Genomic DNA, 16489 nt, shown 5'->3' with positions numbered 1-16489 from the left:
CCGCTCAGCGTGCCAATTGCACGCGGTCGCGGCCGGCCTGCTTGGCCTGATACAGCGCATGGTCGGCCCGTCGCAGCAGGGTGTCGGCATCGTCGCCGGTCTGGCGAGCGGCCACGCCGATGCTGACCGTCGGGCGCAACGTGTCGAAGTCGGTCAGCGCGGTCGCAAAGCGCGTGCGGATGCGCTCGGCCACCTGCAGTGCGGTCGCGACATCGACGCCGGGCAGGGCGACGACGAACTCCTCGCCGCCGTAGCGCGCGACCGGCCAGGCCGGGTCGAGTTCGAGCCGCAACACGCGCGCGACTTCGCGCAGGCAGCGGTCGCCGGCCGAATGGCCCAGCGCATCGTTGATGCGCTTGAAGTGATCCAGATCCAGGAACATCACCGTCAGCGGGCCGGGCGTCGCACTCAGCAGCGCCTGCAAGCGCAAGTCCCAGCTGCGCCGGTTGAGCAGGCCGGTCAGGCCGTCGGTATGCGCCTCCTGCAACGCCAGGTCGCGCTCGCCGCGCAATCCCGCGCTGCGCTCGGCCAGGCCCAGTGCCAGCACCAGCGCTTCGAACGCGCCAGTCGCCAGCGCCGCCAGGCCGTCGTCCCAGGCGATGCCGATCCGCTCGCCAAGCCCAAGGCTCGACAGCGCGGTGACCAGCAGCAGCGGCGTCCAGCCGATCAGGAACACGCCGGCCAACCGCGAGCCGCGGCGCGCGGCGAGTGCGGCGGCGCCCAGCAACAGCGGCGCGCCCAGCGCCAGCAGCGGGTTGATCAGTGTGCGGCCGAGCGCCTCGAGCGCGGGCAGCGGCAGCAACGCCGGCACTGCGCACAACGCGACCACCGCGGCATACCCGCGCAGCCAGCGCCGGCCGCGCGGCAGCAGGCGTGGCAGGTCGGCGAAGCGGTCGAGGAACAGGATCGCGGCGACGATCGCGGTCGCAGTCGCCAGCCGCCCCCAGAAGCGGGTGGCCTCGCCCAGCCACTGCTGGCCGAGCGGATGCACCGTGTAGCCGGTCTGTAGCGCCATCACCAGGGCGAACGCCACCACATAGACCGCATAGAACGCGAATGTCGCATCGCGCAGGCGCCAGGCGAAGAACACCGCCATCACCGCCATCGTCAGCATTGTCGCCAGGCACGCACTGGCGACCGCAAGCCAGCGCGCGTCGCGTTGCAGGTAGTCGCTGTCCGAGACCACCGACCACAGCAGTGTGCCGGGCATGCTGCCATGCGCGTCGACGCGCAGCGTCAGCGGGGCGCCGTCGGGCGGCGGCGACATGATGTGGAAGCCCAGGCGGCCGTGCCCCGGCCATTGCCCCGGTACGTGGATCGTCTGCGCGCGGGTCTGCGACTGGCCCGGCGGCCAGTCCAGGGTCACGTGCTGCAGCGCCGCCTGTCGCACCTCCAGCACCCAGGGGCCGGTCGGCCAGCGGCCGTCGCGTGGCCACAACTGCACCGTGTGGGCCCCGTCTGTGCGCGGCAGGGTCAGGCCGCGTTGCGGATCGAATGCCTGCGCCTGGGGGGCGTCCGTGGCCTGCCAGCGGCCATCGAGCGCGACCAGCGGCGCCGCCATGGCCAGGCCCGCCAGCAGCCAGGCCGCTGCACCCAGCAACACCGACAGCAGCGTGCGCAGGCCGGGCCGGCTCACAGCATGCGGCCGCCGTCGACGTGGAGCACCTCACCGGTGCTGAAGCCGGCGCTGCGCAGCAGCCAGCCGACCGCCTCGGCGATGTCCTCGACCCGGCCCTGCCGGCGCAGTGGGGTCGCCTCGAGAATGCGCGCCCGCACCTCGGGATCGCCGCCGTCCTCCGGCCACAGGATCGCGCCCGGCGCCACCGCGTTGACCCGCACCTGCGGCGCCAGCGCGACTGCCAGGCCACGGGTCAGCCCGAGCAGCGCCGCCTTCGACGCCGCATAGGCGACCAGGTCGGCACGCGGGCGTTCGGCATAGAGGTCGATGATGTTGACGATCGCGCCGCTGGCGCGGCGCAAGTGCGGCGCGGCGGCGCGTGCGAGCAGGAACGGCGCGCGGGCGTTGACGGCCATCAGCGCATCGAATGCGGCCGCGTCGCTGTCCTCCAGCGGCGCTGGCGTAAAGGCTGCGGCGTTGTTGACCAAGGCATCGAGCCGGCCGAATCGGGCCACCGTCGCGGCGACGAGCGCGGCGGTGGCGTCGGCATCGGCCAGGTCGGCCTGCAGCACGGCGGCGCTGCCCGGGCGCTCGGCGTCGAGCGTGGCCGCCAGCGCGTCGGCATCGGCGCGCGAGGCGTGGCAATGCAGCGCGACGTCGTGGCCATGGCCGTGCAGATGACGGGCGATCGCGGCGCCGAGGCGGCGCGCGGCACCGGTGATCAGCACGACGGGGCGTGGGGTGTCCATGCGGGCTCCTGACAGCCCGCGTGCAGCAGGCTCGGTATGCTGTGCATTGTGACCGCCAAGCCCCACTCATGTCCGCTCCCCCTATCTCCGACGATGCCCTTGCCCACAGCGAACGCCTGCGCGCGGCGATTCGCACGCTGATCGCCGAAGCCGGCGGCGCGATCCCGTTCTGGAAGTTCATGGAACTGGCGTTGTACGCGCCGGGCCTGGGCTACTACAGCGCCGGTGCGACCAAGTTCGGCGCGGCCGGCGACTTCGTCACCGCGCCCGAGCTCGGCAGTCTGTTCGCCGAATGCATCGCCGAGGCGATCGCGCCGGTGCTGCGCGAGATCGGCGGCGACGCCCAGATGCTGGAGGTCGGTGGCGGCAGCGGCGCGTTCGCCGCCGATGCGCTCGCGCACCTGGCCGCGCTCGACGCGGTGCCGGCCCGCTACGCGATCCTCGAGCCCAGCGCGGACCTGCGCGAGCGCCAGCGCACGCATCTGGCCGCGCGGCTGCCGGACGCACTGTTCGCACGCGTGCATTGGCTCGATGGCCCGATGCCCGATGACTGGAACGGCGTGCTGTTCGCCAACGAGGTCGTCGATGCGCTGCCCACGCCGCGGTTCGCGGTGCAGGGCGGCGAGGTGCACGAGGAGTACGTCGTCGTCGCCGACGATGGCGGCTTTGCGACCACGCTGCGCCCGGCCGATGCCTTGCTCACGCCGGCGGTGCGGCACATCGAGCGCCAGCGCGGCGCGCCGCTGCCAGACGGCTACCGCTCCGAACTGCTGCCGCAGTTGCCCTACTGGGTGCAGGCAGTGGCCGGCGGCCTGCGACGCGGCGCGATGCTGTTCGTCGACTACGGCTACCCGCGCAGTGAGTACTACCGCGACGACCGCAGCGACGGCACCCTGCGCGCTTTCCACCGTCACCGGGTGTCGCCGGATGTGTTCGCGCTGCCGGGGCTGCAGGACCTGACCGCCTCGGTCGACTTCACCGCGTTGGCCGAGGCGGGCACCGGGGCCGGCTTCGAATTCGCCGGCTACTGCACCCAGGCCTCGCTGCTGCTGGGCAACCGCCTGGATGCGCGCCTGGCCGCGCACGAGGCGCAGGCCGCCGACGAGGCCGCCCGCTATGCCCTACGCCAGCAGGTCAAGAAGCTGACCCTGCCCGGCGGTATGGGCGAGGCGTTCCAGGCGATCGGCTTTGCCCGCGATGTCGACTTCGAACACGCCTTCCTCGTCGGCGATCTGAGCCACCGGCTGTGAGCCGCGCCGCGGGGCCGCGCGCGCGAGGCAGCGCGCTCAAACCGCTGCGCCGGCCGGCGCTGTGGTGCGGGCTGTGGATCGCGGCGATCGCGACGGTCGTGGTGCTGTCGCTGGTGCCCTCGGTGCCGATGCCCGATGTGCCCGATGGCGACAAGCTCGGCCATTTTCTGGCCTACGCGGCGCTGGCCGCGGCCGCGGTCCAGCTCTACGCGCGCTGGCCCTCGCTGCTCGGCGCCGGCCTGGGTCTGGTGCTGCTGGGGATCGGTCTGGAATTCGCGCAAGGCGCGCTGACCCAGACCCGCATGCAGGACCCGGCCGATGCGCTGGCCAATACGCTGGGCGTGATCGCGGGCCTGGCGACCCGGCTCACGCCATTGCGCGACCTGCTGCTGCGCATCGACGGCGGGCGCCGGTAGGCCAGCGCCCGCCGCGCATCTCAGCGCGGTTGCAGCGTGACCGCGTCGACGACCCACATCGTCGGCCGGGTGTCGCCGGTGAAGCGCAGGCACAGGTCGGTCGCACGCCGCGAGGCCAGCGCGGCGGTGTCGAGCGGCACGTCGAGGCTGACGAACCCGTCGGCATCGGGCGCGGCCGGCAGCGGCACCGTCGCCAGCACCGGACCGGCGCAGCCCTCGCCCTGCACCTGCAGCTCGCCGTGCGCGCTGCGTGCCGGCAGGAAGGTGCGCTGCGGCTCGTCGTGGGCCAACTGGAACGCGTAGGGCATGCGCCCGGCGCGGACCGTCAACCGGTCGATGTCGCCCAGGTCCGCCGCCGGCCACAGCCAGCAGGGGTGGAAGATCGTCACGTTGAAGATCGCGCGCTCGCCGGTCAGCGGGCCATCGTCCTCGAGCCGCAGCAGCAGGCGCCCGACGTCGGGGCAGACCGCCAGCTCGGCGTTGCGGCGGGTCAGCAGCGAGGTCGCATCGACGGCATGGGTCGTGGCCGGCGCCAGTGGCGTGCCGTCGGCGGCGAACGCGGCCGCGCGCAGCTGCACCGGCAGGCGCAGATCGAGCGGCGCGGTGTAGCGCGGCGAGCCGGCATGGGGCACGCGGCCATTGAGGGTGTAGTGGATCGGGTAGCCGAGCGGATTGCGCAACGTCACCCGCGCGCTGCCATCGCGGCGGTCGCCGTCGATCGTCGCCAGCGCCTGGAACGGCGTTTGCGCGTAGGCGATGTCCAGCGCCCGGTAACGCCGCAGTTGTACCGGCAGGCGCGCCAGGAAATCGGCGTAGTCGCGCGCCTCCACCGGCGACCAGGCGGTCTCGGCCAGTGCCGCCATGCGCGGGAACAGATGGTGTTGCAGGCGCGCGAAGCTGCGTGTGTGCTCGGTCCACATGTTCGCCTGCACGCCGAGGATGTGATGGCGTTGTGCGGCCGGCAGCGCGGCGGGCACCGGTTCGAACGTGTAGACCTGCTCGAGCGTGACCATCGACGGCCGGCCCGGCGGCTCGCCCGGCGCGTCGGTCTGCAGGTAGTCCAGGTACAGGTCCGAGACCGGGCTCATGACCACGTCGTGGCCGAGCGCGGCAGCGGCGATGCCGCCCTCGATCCCGCGCCACGACATCACCGTCGCCTCCGGCGGCAGGCCGCCCTCGAGGATCTCGTCCCAGCCGATCAGGCGCCGGCCGTGCGTGGACAGGTAGCGTTCCATCCGGCCGATGAAATGGCTCTGCAACTGCGCCTCGTCGCGCACGCCGAGTTCGCGCATGCGCTGTTGCACCCGCGGCGAGGCCTGCCACTGGTCCTTGACCGCTTCATCGCCGCCCACGTGCACGTAGCGGCCCGGGAACAGGTCGACCACCTCGGCCAGTACGTTTTCCAGAAACGTGAAGGTCGATTCCTCGACATTGAACAGCGTGCGGTTGACGCCCCATTCGGCGAGCACCGGCACCGGTGTGTCGAGCACACCGAGCTCGGGATAGGCCGAGACCGCGGCCTGTGCGTGCCCGGGGCCGTTGATCTCCGGCACGACCTCGATGTGCAGCGCCGCAGCATAGGCGACGATCTCGCGGATCTGGTCCTGGGTGTAGTAGCCGCAGTAGGGCACCGGCGCGCCGGTCGCAGGATCGATGCCGCCATCGCCGGCCGGAATGCGGCAACCGCCGATCTCGGTCAGTCGCGGATAGCGCTTGATCTCGATGCGCCAGCCCTGGTCGTCGGTCAGGTGCCAGTGGAAGACGTTGAGCTTGTGCATCGCCATCGCGTCGAGCACGCGCTTGATCTCGTCGACGCTCTGGAAATGCCGCGCCGAATCGAGCATGAGCCCGCGCCAGCCAAAGCGCGGAGCGTCCTCGATGCGCAGCACCGGCAGCGTCATCGCCTCGCCCTGCGCTTGCGCGACGAGTTGCCACAGCGTCGTCGCGCCGTGGAACAGGCCGCGTGCATCGGCGGCGCGCACCACGATGCCGCTCGGCGCGATCTCCAGCGCATAGCCTTCGGGCGCCTCGGACGAGACCGCCGGATCGCGCACGAACGCGATCGCGCCGGGCGTCGGGCCGCCGGCCCTCGGCGCCGCCAGGCGCAGGCCGTTGGAGGCAGCGGCCAGTGCGGCGAACCGGTGCGCCGCCTGTTGCCCGGCCAGGCCGTCGGCGTACAGCGGCGTCGCCGCATCGAGATCGAAACCGCCGTCGCCGGCGACGAGCCGGGCAGGCGCGGGAATCAGGGCCGGGGCCACGACGACTTCATGCGGCCGTTGCGGGCGCGGGGCGCAGGCTGCGAGCAAGGTGGCAGCGGCCAGGCCGAGCGCCACGGCGGGCAGGCGCGGAATCAAGCGAACAGGCATACGCGGTATTCCATCACAAATGCGCGGCGCCGCACGAACGCGGCGCCGCCGGTGCGGACCGATCGGCCCGCAGGCGATGCGGGCGCGCCGTGCCCCAGAGCTGGACGCGGCGCGCCTGCGCGCTCAGAACTTGAAGCGGAAGTTGAGGTAGTACTGCCGGCCGTTGGAGTAGAACGCGTACGGCAGGTAACCGGCGGTGGTCTGCGTGTAGTACTTGTGGTCGGGATTGTTGAGGTTGAGGCCCTCGAGCGTGACGGTGAGCCAGTCGCTGGCCTTGAAGCCGAGCGAGGCCGACAGCGTGCCGAAGTCGTCCTGGAAGAACGCGTCGGTGCGGCTGACGCCGGCGTAGAACGCATCGCGGAAGGTGTAGCTCACGCGTGCGTTGAAGCGCTCGTTCTCGAAGTAGCCCGACAGGTTGTAGGTGTTCTCGGACGTGCCGTTGAGCGGGCGGCCGCCTTCGGCATAGCCGTCGGCGTAGGTGTAGTTGGCTGCCACGCCGAAGTGCTCGCCGATCGGCTGCTCGTACGTCAGCTCCACGCCCTTGACCTTGCCGTTGCTGTTGATCGGCATCGAGACCAGGTAGTCGGCGTACACGTCCCGGCCGGCCTCGACGCTGGCCGCCTGGTCCTTGTACTGGATCGTGGTGGTACCGAAGTTGACGTAGTCGTCCAGGTCCATCCGGAACAGGCTGGCGGCGAGCAGCGCGCGCGGCGCGAAGTACCACTCCAGCGACAGATCGAGATTGGTCGAGACGATCGGCGACAGGTAGGGGTTGCCGCCGCTGCCGGTGTGGGTCAGGTCGTCGAGCGCCAGCGTGCCCGACAGCGCCGAGAAGTCCGGACGGGTCATCGTGCGCGAGGCCGCGAAGCGCGCGACCACATCGTCGGTGATGTCGAGCTTGAGGTTCAGGCTCGGCAGCAGCTTGCTGTAGTTGTTCTCGTCGCGCACTGGCAGGTAGGCACCGAAGTCCGAGCCGGTGATCGCGCCGGGGACATCGTCGGGCGAGGCCACCGACTGGTTGTAGCTCACGTCGGTATCGGTCTTGACGTAGCGCAGGCCGATGTTGCCGCTCCAGCGATCGCCTTCGAAGTTGGCCTGCACGTATGCGGCGCGCACGCGTTCCTTGACGCCGTAGACACCGGAGAAGTCGAAGCGGCCCACCGGATCGCGGTTGGCGAAGTTGGCGTTGAGCTCGGCCAGCTGCTGGGGCGTGTAGTACCAGATGCCGCCGGGCACGCTGCCTCCGATGCCGTTGCCGAAATCGCCGGGGAAATGCCCGCCCGGCGCCGGGTAGGCGTCGAAGTTCTGCCAGTCGCTGGCCCAGTTCGGGCCCTGGCCGATCTGACGGTCGTTGCGGCGTTCGTGTTCGGCGTGGCGCACACCGAAGTCCAGCGACGACAGCACGCGGCCGACGTAGAGCTCGCCATCGGCAGAGAACCAGTCCTCGTCGTCGCGCACGTCGATTGCCTGGCCGCCGAAGATCCAGCCGAACTGCGGCAGGTGCGTGCCGCTGGTGTTGTCGCCGCCCAGCGACCAGTCGATCGGGTGGCCCAGACCGTGCATCTGCCAGCTGGCGCCGGCGTTGCCGGCCACGCCGGTCTCGATCACGTCCTGGGTCGGGCTCTGGCCGCGGCCGCGGGTGGTGCCGGCCTGGACCTTGATGCCCAGCGCGTCGCTGGCCTGCCAGTCGGCGTCGAGCGCGATGTACTTCGATTCGGAGCCCGCGCCCGGGCGCGAGATCATGTCGTAGACGCCATAGGGCGTGATGGTGTCGCTGGTCACCGGCGCATAGGTGGCCTGGGTCAGCACGCCGTTGCGGACCACGTAGCCCGGCTCGGGCGCGCGGCCGTTGACGAACTGGCTGCCCCACATCATGAAGTTGCGGTTGAAGTTGTCGGCTTCGAGCTTGGAGTAGAACGCGTTGAGGCCGAGCGTGAGGGTGTCGGAGGCCTTGACCTCGATGTCGATCACGCCGCCCTTGCGCTCGCGCTCCTGCTCGAACAGCACGGCGCCGAGCAGGTTGGGATAGAGCACGCCTGCAAGGTCCGGGTTGGTCGCCGCGACCGCGGAATCGGCGCCGATGACGCCGTAGCCGCCCACGACCTCCTGGCCGTCGCGGCGCAGGTGACGCTTCTGGTGGAAGCCCTGGACCATCACGCCGACGTTGCCGGCCTCGTTCTTCCAGTTGAACAGCGCGCTGATCTGCGGATCAGTCTCGCCCGGCAGGTCGGCGTGGACCGCGCCCACCGACAGCTCGGCGGTGAACGGCTGCGGGAACTGCAGCGGGCTGCGGGTAACGATGTTGACCGAGCCGGCGGTGCCGCCCTCGACCAACTTGGCCTGCGCGGTCTTGTAGACCACGACCTGGTCCACGATCTCGGCCGGCAGCAGCGAGTAGCTGACGCTGCGGCCGACGTTCGCGGTCTGGCTGAGCACGAACCAGTCGCCGGTCCCGATGGTGTGGCCATTGACCAGGGTCTGGGTCAGGCTGGGATTGGTGCCGCGCAGGCTCACCCGGTCGGCTTCGTCGAAGCCGCCTTCGCTGGCGCTCGAGGAGCTGATGTTGACGCCGGGCAGACGCTGCAGCGCGTCGGCGACGTTCTTGGCCGGCAGCTTGCCGATGTCCTCGGCCGACACCGCCTCGACATGTGACTGCGCCTCGCGCTTGGTGTCGAGCGACTTCTCCAGGCTGCCGCGGATGCCGGTCACCACGACCCGGTCCAGATCGGTGGCCGCGTCCGACGTGGGGGCCGTCTGTTGTGCCTGGGCCTGCGCGGCGACGCACAGCCCCAGCGTGATCGCGGCCGAAAGCACTGATTTACGGGTGTTCATGGTGGTCCCCATCGCTGATGTGAGTGGCGCCGCGGCGGCCGTCGTGCCGTCGCGTGCGTACCTGTACCGGCGTACCCCACTGCCTGGCCGCACCGCGCGCGCCCCAAGGGCGCGTCGCGACACGACGTTTTCCCGACCCGCGCGCCGCCGGCGACGCGTCAGTCGAGCCGATCGAGGTACCAGCTGGCGGCGCCGATGACGCCCAGCTGCCCGTGCTCGACCAGATTCACGGGAATGCGTTCGAGCGCCTCGCGCATCGGCGCCTTGTCGAGGAACCGGGCGACGAAGTCGCTGCCCATCAGGTAGTCGCGGATCTGCGGCAGGATCCCGCCCGCCAGATAGATGCCGCCGTGCGCGCCGTAGAGCAGCGCCATGTCGCCGATCGTGCTGCCCAGCAGGCCGCAGAAGGCATCCAGCGCCGCGCGCGCCTGCACGTCGTCGCCTGCGATCGCCTTCGCGGTGATCGCGTCCGGGGTCGTGTGGATCGGCGTGACGCCCTGCAGCGCGCACACCGCACGGTAGAGGTTGAGCAGGCCCGGGCCCGAGAGCGCGTGCTCGATCGGCACGTGGCTGCGGCCACGCTGCAGTTCGCGCAGCAGCGCCTGCTCGGCAGGGTGGCCGGTGGTCAGCGCGGCCTGTCCGGCCTCGGTGGCCAGCACGACCGGGCCATGCGCGGTCGGGATGCGCACCGCCGCGCCCAGGCCCGTGCCCGGTCCGACGATCAGCATCGGCCCCGGCGCCGCGGCGTCGGGACCGGTCAGCCGCACCACATCTTGGGGGTCGACCTGGGCGGCGGCATGGGCGACCGCCTCGAAATCGTTGACCAGGCGGAACTCGCGAAAACCCAACCGGGTGCGGATGCGCTCGAGCGAGATCGGCCAGGGCAGGTTGGCGGTGATCACGGTGCCATCGCCCAGGGCGTAGCCGGCGCTGGCGATCGCGCCGGCATCGACCCGACGCCCGGGCAGCGCCGCCAGGAAATCCTCGACGATCTCTGCCAGCCCCGGGTACGCGGCGCAGGCGTACTTGCGGTACTCGAGCACGCGCACCGGGCGCGCGGCATCGCCGGTAGCCTCGACCAGGCCGATACGCACATGGGTGCCGCCGACGTCGGCGGCGATGAAGGCATCGCGCATGGCGTGGCGCGGTGCGGTCGACGGCAGGGAAGGGGATGCAGCCACGGAAGCTCCGGGTGGGAAGGGCGCCATACGATGACAGCCGCTGCCAGATGCGGCGGAGTGTCGGCATGTCATGACAACGATGTCAACGACCCGGATGCTTTGGGCGCGTCCCACCACGGGATCCTTCACACAATTGCAACAATCGGCCCGGCCCGCGGAAATGAACGCGAGAAGCGCGTCGAATCAGCAGGTTCCGACCCTCGGTGCGCGACAGGGTCCGCCGATAGATGCCGCAATGCAGCACGCGTTTCGCGCGGAAGTTCAGGCATGATGCGGTCGCCGGGTCCTGCCTGGCGCGTGTTGATGACAACGTTGGTACTCGATGTCCGGTCTGCGGCCGCGCCGCACCGGTCCTGCAGTCCCGTCCGCCGGAGCGCTCCTGATGTCTGCGATCGCGACACCGTATGCCCGCCCGAGTCACGCGACCTCGATCGCGATCATGGGCCTGTTGTTCTTCATCATCGGCTTCTTCACCTGGGTCAACGGCCCGCTGATCGCGTTCGTGCAACTGGCCTTCGAACTCGATGAGGTGAACGCCTTCCTGGTGCTGATGGTGTTCTACCTGTCGTACTTCTTCCTCGCGCTGCCTGCGGCCTGGGTGCTGCGCCGGACCGGCATGAAGAAGGGACTGGCATTGAGCCTGTTCGTGATGGCCGGCGGCGCGATGCTGTTCGGCGAGTTCTCGACCCAGCGCTGGTACGCCGGCGCGTTGTCGGGGCTGTTCGTGATGGGCAGCGGTCTGGCGCTGCTGCAGACCGCGGTCAACCCGTACGTGAGCATCCTGGGGCCGATCGAGAGCGCGGCGCGGCGCATCGCGCTGATGGGCATCTGCAACAAGGTCGCCGGCATTCTGGCGCCGGTGGTGCTGGGCACGGTGGTGCTGCATGGCATGGGCGATCTCAGCGCGCAGGCGGCTGCGGCCGATGCCGCCGGACGCGCGCAGTTGCTGGGCGAGTTCGCCGCCAAGATCCATCTGCCGTATCTCGTCATGGCCGGCGTGCTGATGCTGGTCGCGCTGGGCGTGCTGTTCTCGCCGCTGCCCGAACTGCGGCCGGCCGAGGCCAACGCCGCAGCCGAGCCGGGCGAGGGCGCGCGCGTACGTGGCCTGTTCCAGCTGCCGCACCTGTGGCTGGGCGTGCTGTGCCTGTTCCTCTATGTCGGCGTGGAGGTGCTGGCCGGGGATGCGATCGGCACCTACGGTAACGGCTTCGACCTGCCGCTGGACCGCACCAAGTTCTTCACCTCGTTCACCCTCGGCGCGATGCTGCTCGGCTACGTCGCCGGGCTGGTCGCGATCCCGCGGTTCGTCAGCCAGGAGCGCTACCTGGGCATCTCGGCGGTGCTGGGGATCGTGTTCTCGGCCGGTGCATTCCTGAGCCACGGCTATGTCGCGGTGGGCTTCGTTGCCGCGCTGGGCTTTGCCAACGCGATGATGTGGCCGGCGATCTTCCCGCTGGCGATCAAGGGCCTGGGCCGGCTGACCGAGACCGGCTCGGCGCTGCTGATCATGGGCATCGCCGGTGGCGCGATCGTGCCGCAGCTGTTCGCGGTGCTCAAACAGCACTACGACTTCCAACTGGTGTTCCTGGCGCTGACCCTGCCGTGCTACCTGTACATCCTGTACTACGGCCTGCGCGGGCACCGTGCCGGTCACGCGGCGCGCCGGGCTGCGCGATGATGGCGGCCTGAAAGACTGCCGGAGCCGGACGTGCGCAAACCCACCATCAAGGATGTCGCCGAGCGGGCCAAGGTCTCGCTCAAGACCGTCTCGCGGGTGATCAACAACGAGCCGTCGGTGCTGCAGGCCACCCGCGCGCGGGTGCTGCACGCGATCGCCGAGCTCGACTACGAGCCCGACCCGTCGGCGCGCAATCTGCGCAGCGCGACCTCGTTCGTGATCGGGCTGATCTACGACAACCCCAACCCGTACCACATCATCGGCGTGCAGAACGGCGTGCTCGCCGCGTGCCGGGAAACCGGCTTCGGGCTGCAGATCCATCCCTGCGATGCGAGCTCGCCGCTGCTGGTCGAGGAGCTGGTGGAGTTCGTGCGGCGCTCGCGACTGGCCGGCCTGGTGCTGACCGCGCCGATGTCCGAGCGGCGCGAACTGATCGACGCACTGACCGCGCGCGGCATCCGCCTGGTGCGCATCATCGCCGCGACCGAGGACCCGCGCGACGGCCATCCCTGTGTGTTCGTCGACGACCGCGACGCTGCCTACGAGATCACGGAGCACCTGATCCAGCTCGGTCACCAGCGCATCGGCTTTCTGTGGGGCGGGCCGCAGCACCATTCCAGCGGCGAACGCCACGCCGGCTACGAGGCCGCGCTCAAGGACTACGGCATTCCGCACGACAAGCACCTGGTGATTCCCGGCGATTACACCTTCGACGACGGGTTCCGCGGTGCGCGCCGGCTGCTGGCGCTGCGCGACCCACCGACCGCGATCTTCGGCTCCAACGACGAGATCGCCGCCGGCGTGCTGGCTGCGGCCAAGTCGGCCGGCATGCATGTGCCCTTCGATCTGTCGATCGCCGGCTTCGAGGACAGCCCGTTCTCGCGTCAGTCGTGGCCGCCGCTGACCACCGCCAAGCAGGCCACCGAGGACATCGCGCGGCAGGCCGCGCGGATGCTGATCGCCAGCCTGCGCGAGGACGCCGATGCCGTCGCCGCGCAGGCTACCCACAACCAGGGCTTCGTGCCGCAGCTGGTGGTGCGCGGATCGACCGCGCCGATGCGCCCGCGGCCGACGCCGTCACCGGGACCCGAGGATGCCCCACACGACTGAGGCGCCGCGCGACGCGGCCACCACCTGGATGTTCCGCGAGGCCGCGCAGGCGCCGGATGTCGTCGCCGCGCAGTTCGCGCACAACGCCGACGCCGTCGATGCGCTGGTGGAGGCACTCGTCGCGCGCCCGCCGCCGTTCGTGGTGACCTGCGCGCGCGGCAGCTCCGACCACGCGGCGACCTACGCCAAGTACCTGTTCGAGACCCGCTTAGGGATCGTCACCGCCTCGGCCTCGCCGTCGGTCGGCTCGGTCTACGCCGCGCCGCAACGCATGCACGGCGCGCTGTTCATCGCGATCTCGCAATCGGGCCGCAGCCCTGACCTGCTGCGCAACGCCGAGGCCGCGCGCGCGGCCGGCGCGCACGTGGTCGCACTGGTCAACCTCGAGGACGCGCCGCTGGCGCAGCTCGCCGACACCGTGCTGCCGCTGCATGCCGGCCCCGAGCGCAGCGTCGCGGCGACCAAGAGCTATCTGGCCTCGCTGTCGGCGCTGCTGCAGCTGACCGCGCACTGGCAGCGGGCCGCCAGCGGCGACACCGCGCTGGCCGCGGCGCTGCCGGCGCTGCCCGAGGCGATGCGCGCGGCCTGGGCCTGCGACTGGTCGCCATTGGTCGAGGGCCTGGCGGACGCGCGCAACCTGTTCGTGCTCGGCCGCGGGACCGGACTGGCCGCGGCACAGGAGGCGGCGCTGAAGTTCAAGGAGACCTGTGGGCTGCATGCCGAGGCCTACAGCGCCGCCGAGGTCCGTCATGGGCCGATGGCGCTCGTCGGTCCACGGTTCCCGGTCCTGCTGCTGGCCCAGCCCGATGGCACCGATGCCGGCACGCGCGCGGTCGCCGACGAGTTCCGCGGCCGTGGTGCGGAGGTGTGGCTGGCCGCGCCCGGTGGCGATCTGCCGGTTGCCGCGGCGCCCGAACCGGCCTGCGCACCGCTGCTGGCAGTGCAGAGCTTCTACCGCGCGGCCAACGCGCTGTCGCTGCGGCGCGGCTTCGATCCCGATGTCCCGCCGCATCTCAACAAGGTCACGGAGACCGTCTGATGGCGCTTGCCCTGGTCAATGGCCGCGTGCTGACCGACGCCGGCTTCCGCGACGACATCGCGGTGCTGGTCGAGGGCGCGCACATCGCGGCGCTGCTCGCGCACGACGATCCGACGCTCCGCGAGGTCGCGCGTCACGACCTCGATGGACTGCATCTGCTGCCGGGCTTCGTCGATGCCCAGGTCAACGGCGGCGGCGGTGTGCTGTTCAACAACGCACCGACCGTCGAGGCGATCGCCACGATCGCGGCCGCGCACCGGCGCTTCGGCACGACCGCGCTGCTGCCGACGCTGATCAGCGACGATGTCGAAGTGATGCGCGAAGCGATCGCGGCGGTGGACGCGGCGATCGCCGCCGGCGTGCCCGGCGTGATCGGCATCCACCTCGAAGGCCCCTACATCGCGCCCGAGCGCCGCGGCACCCACGATGCCGGCAAGTTCCGTGTGCCCGGCGCCGACGAGATCGCGCTGGCGACTTCGCTGCGCGGCGGCGTCACCCTGGTGACGCTGGCGCCCGAGCGCGTGCCGGCCGACACCGTGCGCGCGCTGGTCGCCGGCGGCGCGATCGTCGCCGCCGGGCACACCGCGGCCACCTGGGCGCAGGCGCGCGCCGGGCTGGACGCAGGCATCCGCGGCTTCACCCATCTCTACAACGCGATGTCGCCGCTGCAGGGACGCGAGCCGGGCGCGGTCGGCGCCGCGCTCGAGGACCGCGAGGCCTGGTGCGGGATCATCGTCGACGGTGCGCATGTGCATCCGGCCAGCCTGCGCGTTGCGCTGGCCGCCAAGCCGCGCGGCAAGGTGTTCCTGGTGACCGATGCGATGCCGCCGGTCGGCGCCGACCGCCCCGACTACGTGCTCTATGGCGAGACAATCACCGCCGTCGACGGCGTCGTGCGCAATGCCGCGGGCGCGCTCGCCGGCTCGGCGCTCGACATGATGACGGCGGTGCGCAACACCGTGCGCTCGCTCGACGTGCCGCTGGACGAGGCGGCCCGGATGGCGGCGACCTATCCGGCGCAGTTCCTCGGCCTCGACGACCGGCTGGGTCGCATCGCGCCCGGCCTGCGCGCGGACTTCGCGCTGGTCGACGACGCACTGTCGCTGCATGGCACCTGGATCGGTGGTGCGGCCGGCTGACCGGGCCGCGCCGCCCGCGCGCCTGGCCAGCGTCGATGCGCTGCGCGGCCTCGCGGTCGCGGCGATGCTGCTGGTCAACACGCCCGGCGACTGGGACCACGTCTATGCGCCGCTGCTGCACGCGGCCTGGCACGGCTGCACGCTGGCCGACCTGGTGTTTCCGACGTTCCTGTTCGTGGTCGGCGTGTCGATCGCGTTGTCGCTGTCGCCCCGGCGAGAGGCCGGCGCCGGTGTCGCCCGGCTGCGCCGCAGCGTCCTGTTGCGCGCAGCGCGGCTCGTGCTGGTCGGTCTGGCGCTGCATCTGCTCGCGTGGTGGGTGCTCGACCTGGCGAACTTCCGCCCGTGGGGGTTGTTGCAGCGCATCGGCGTGTGCTTCGCGCTGGCCGGGCTCGCCGCGCTGTCGCTGTCGCCACGTGGGCAGTGGACGCTGCTGGCCGGCCTGCTCGTGGCCAGCGCGGTGGCGCTGGGCCTGGGCGGCACCGCGCCAGGGACCAACCTGTTCGACCGGCTCGACACCGCGCTGTTTGCGCCCTGGCTGTATCGCTATGACCCGGTCACCGGCCTGGGCCACGACCCGGAGGGCCTGGCGAGCACGGCAGGTGCGCTGGCGACCACGCTGCTGGGCGTGCGCGCCGGCGACTGGCTGCGTGCGGGGCGGGTGCGCGCACTGCTCGCGCTGGGCGTGGCCGCATGCATGCTGGGCGCGGCGTGGTCGCTGGTGCTGCCGTTCAACAAGCCGCTGTGGAGTTCGTCCTATGTGCTGTGGACCGGCGGGCTGGCCGCGCTCGCGCTGGTTGGCCTGCATCTGCTGATCGACCGGCGCGGCTGGCCGGCCTGGGGACGCCGTTTCGGTGTCAACGCGATCGCGGTCTACGCCGGTTCGAGCGCGCTGGTGCTGCTGGCCATCGGTGCCGGCCTGTGGGCACCGCTCTACCGCGTGCTGTTCGCCGCGCCGCTGGCGCCGGTGCTCGGCGCGCAGGGCGCGTCGCTGGCCTTCGCGCTGGCGTTCGTCGCGCTGTGGTGGGCGGTCGCCGCCTGGATGGACCGGCGCCACTGGTACCTGAAGGTCTAAGGCCGCGATGCCGCGTGCGCGCCGAGCTTGTACCCTGCG

At 71.3% G+C, this 16489-nt stretch carries 12 protein-coding genes; 7 read left to right on the top strand and 5 right to left on the bottom strand.

Annotated elements, in window-relative coordinates; genetic code table 11:
* Nucleotides 1-4 precede the first annotated feature (4 nt).
* Complete coding sequence (locus FHW73_RS13405; protein WP_183427249.1) at nucleotides 5-1636, bottom strand: diguanylate cyclase; 1632 nt, start codon at nucleotides 1634-1636, stop codon at nucleotides 5-7.
* Entirely contained in the window at nucleotides 1633-2367 is a 735-nt protein-coding gene (locus FHW73_RS13400; RefSeq protein ID WP_183427248.1) for a pteridine reductase, read from the bottom strand. Before FHW73_RS13400 ends, FHW73_RS13405 begins: the two co-directional genes overlap by 4 nt.
* A 68-nt stretch (nucleotides 2368-2435) precedes the next feature.
* Here FHW73_RS13400 and FHW73_RS13395 point away from each other — a divergent pair, with 68 nt between their 5' ends.
* A complete protein-coding gene (locus FHW73_RS13395) occupies nucleotides 2436-3617 on the top strand; it encodes an SAM-dependent methyltransferase (RefSeq protein WP_183427247.1) in 1182 nt (393 codons plus the stop codon).
* Nucleotides 3614-4033: a VanZ family protein gene (locus FHW73_RS13390; protein ID WP_183427246.1), complete on the top strand. Its 420-nt coding sequence runs from the start codon at nucleotides 3614-3616 to the stop codon at nucleotides 4031-4033. The genes FHW73_RS13395 and FHW73_RS13390 overlap by 4 nt, the downstream gene beginning before the upstream one ends.
* 20 nt (nucleotides 4034-4053) lie before the next feature.
* Here FHW73_RS13390 and FHW73_RS13385 read toward each other — a convergent pair whose 3' ends face one another.
* From FHW73_RS13385 to FHW73_RS13375, 3 genes are all read right to left on the bottom strand, one after another.
* Complete coding sequence (locus FHW73_RS13385) at nucleotides 4054-6399, bottom strand: family 20 glycosylhydrolase (RefSeq protein WP_183427245.1); 2346 nt, start codon at nucleotides 6397-6399, stop codon at nucleotides 4054-4056.
* A gap of 123 nt (nucleotides 6400-6522) precedes the next feature.
* Complete coding sequence (locus tag FHW73_RS13380; protein ID WP_183427244.1) at nucleotides 6523-9231, bottom strand: TonB-dependent receptor; 2709 nt, start codon at nucleotides 9229-9231, stop codon at nucleotides 6523-6525.
* Between the two features lie 158 nt (nucleotides 9232-9389).
* A complete protein-coding gene (locus tag FHW73_RS13375; protein ID WP_345776185.1) occupies nucleotides 9390-10412 on the bottom strand; it encodes a glucokinase family protein in 1023 nt (340 codons plus the stop codon).
* Nucleotides 10413-10794: 382 nt separating this feature from the next.
* Here FHW73_RS13375 and FHW73_RS13370 point away from each other — a divergent pair, with 382 nt between their 5' ends.
* From FHW73_RS13370 to FHW73_RS13350, 5 genes are read left to right on the top strand one after another with little or no spacing between them, the layout of a single operon-like run.
* Nucleotides 10795-12090, top strand: a complete 1296-nt coding sequence (locus FHW73_RS13370; RefSeq protein WP_183427242.1) for a sugar MFS transporter — start codon at nucleotides 10795-10797, stop codon at nucleotides 12088-12090.
* Between the two features lie 30 nt (nucleotides 12091-12120).
* Nucleotides 12121-13200, top strand: a complete 1080-nt coding sequence (locus FHW73_RS13365) for a LacI family DNA-binding transcriptional regulator (RefSeq protein ID WP_183427241.1) — start codon at nucleotides 12121-12123, stop codon at nucleotides 13198-13200.
* The gene (locus FHW73_RS13360; RefSeq protein ID WP_255492986.1) at nucleotides 13184-14239 is read left to right on the top strand and encodes an SIS domain-containing protein; all 1056 of its coding nucleotides are present in this window, start codon (nucleotides 13184-13186) and stop codon (nucleotides 14237-14239) included. Before FHW73_RS13365 ends, FHW73_RS13360 begins: the two co-directional genes overlap by 17 nt.
* Nucleotides 14239-15378 (top strand): N-acetylglucosamine-6-phosphate deacetylase, encoded by a 1140-nt coding sequence (gene nagA, locus FHW73_RS13355; protein ID WP_183427240.1) that lies wholly within the window; start codon nucleotides 14239-14241, stop codon nucleotides 15376-15378. Before FHW73_RS13360 ends, nagA begins: the two co-directional genes overlap by 1 nt.
* Complete coding sequence (locus FHW73_RS13350; RefSeq protein WP_183427239.1) at nucleotides 15347-16450, top strand: heparan-alpha-glucosaminide N-acetyltransferase domain-containing protein; 1104 nt, start codon at nucleotides 15347-15349, stop codon at nucleotides 16448-16450. The genes nagA and FHW73_RS13350 overlap by 32 nt, the downstream gene beginning before the upstream one ends.
* The last annotated feature ends 39 nt before the right edge of the window (nucleotides 16451-16489 follow it).

It is taken from the genome of Luteimonas sp. RC10 (assembly GCF_014192745.1).
Classification (GTDB): Bacteria; Pseudomonadota; Gammaproteobacteria; order Xanthomonadales; family Xanthomonadaceae; genus Luteimonas.
Note: the sequence above shows the minus strand (reverse complement) of the source record. Positions and strands in the feature narration are given on the sequence as shown.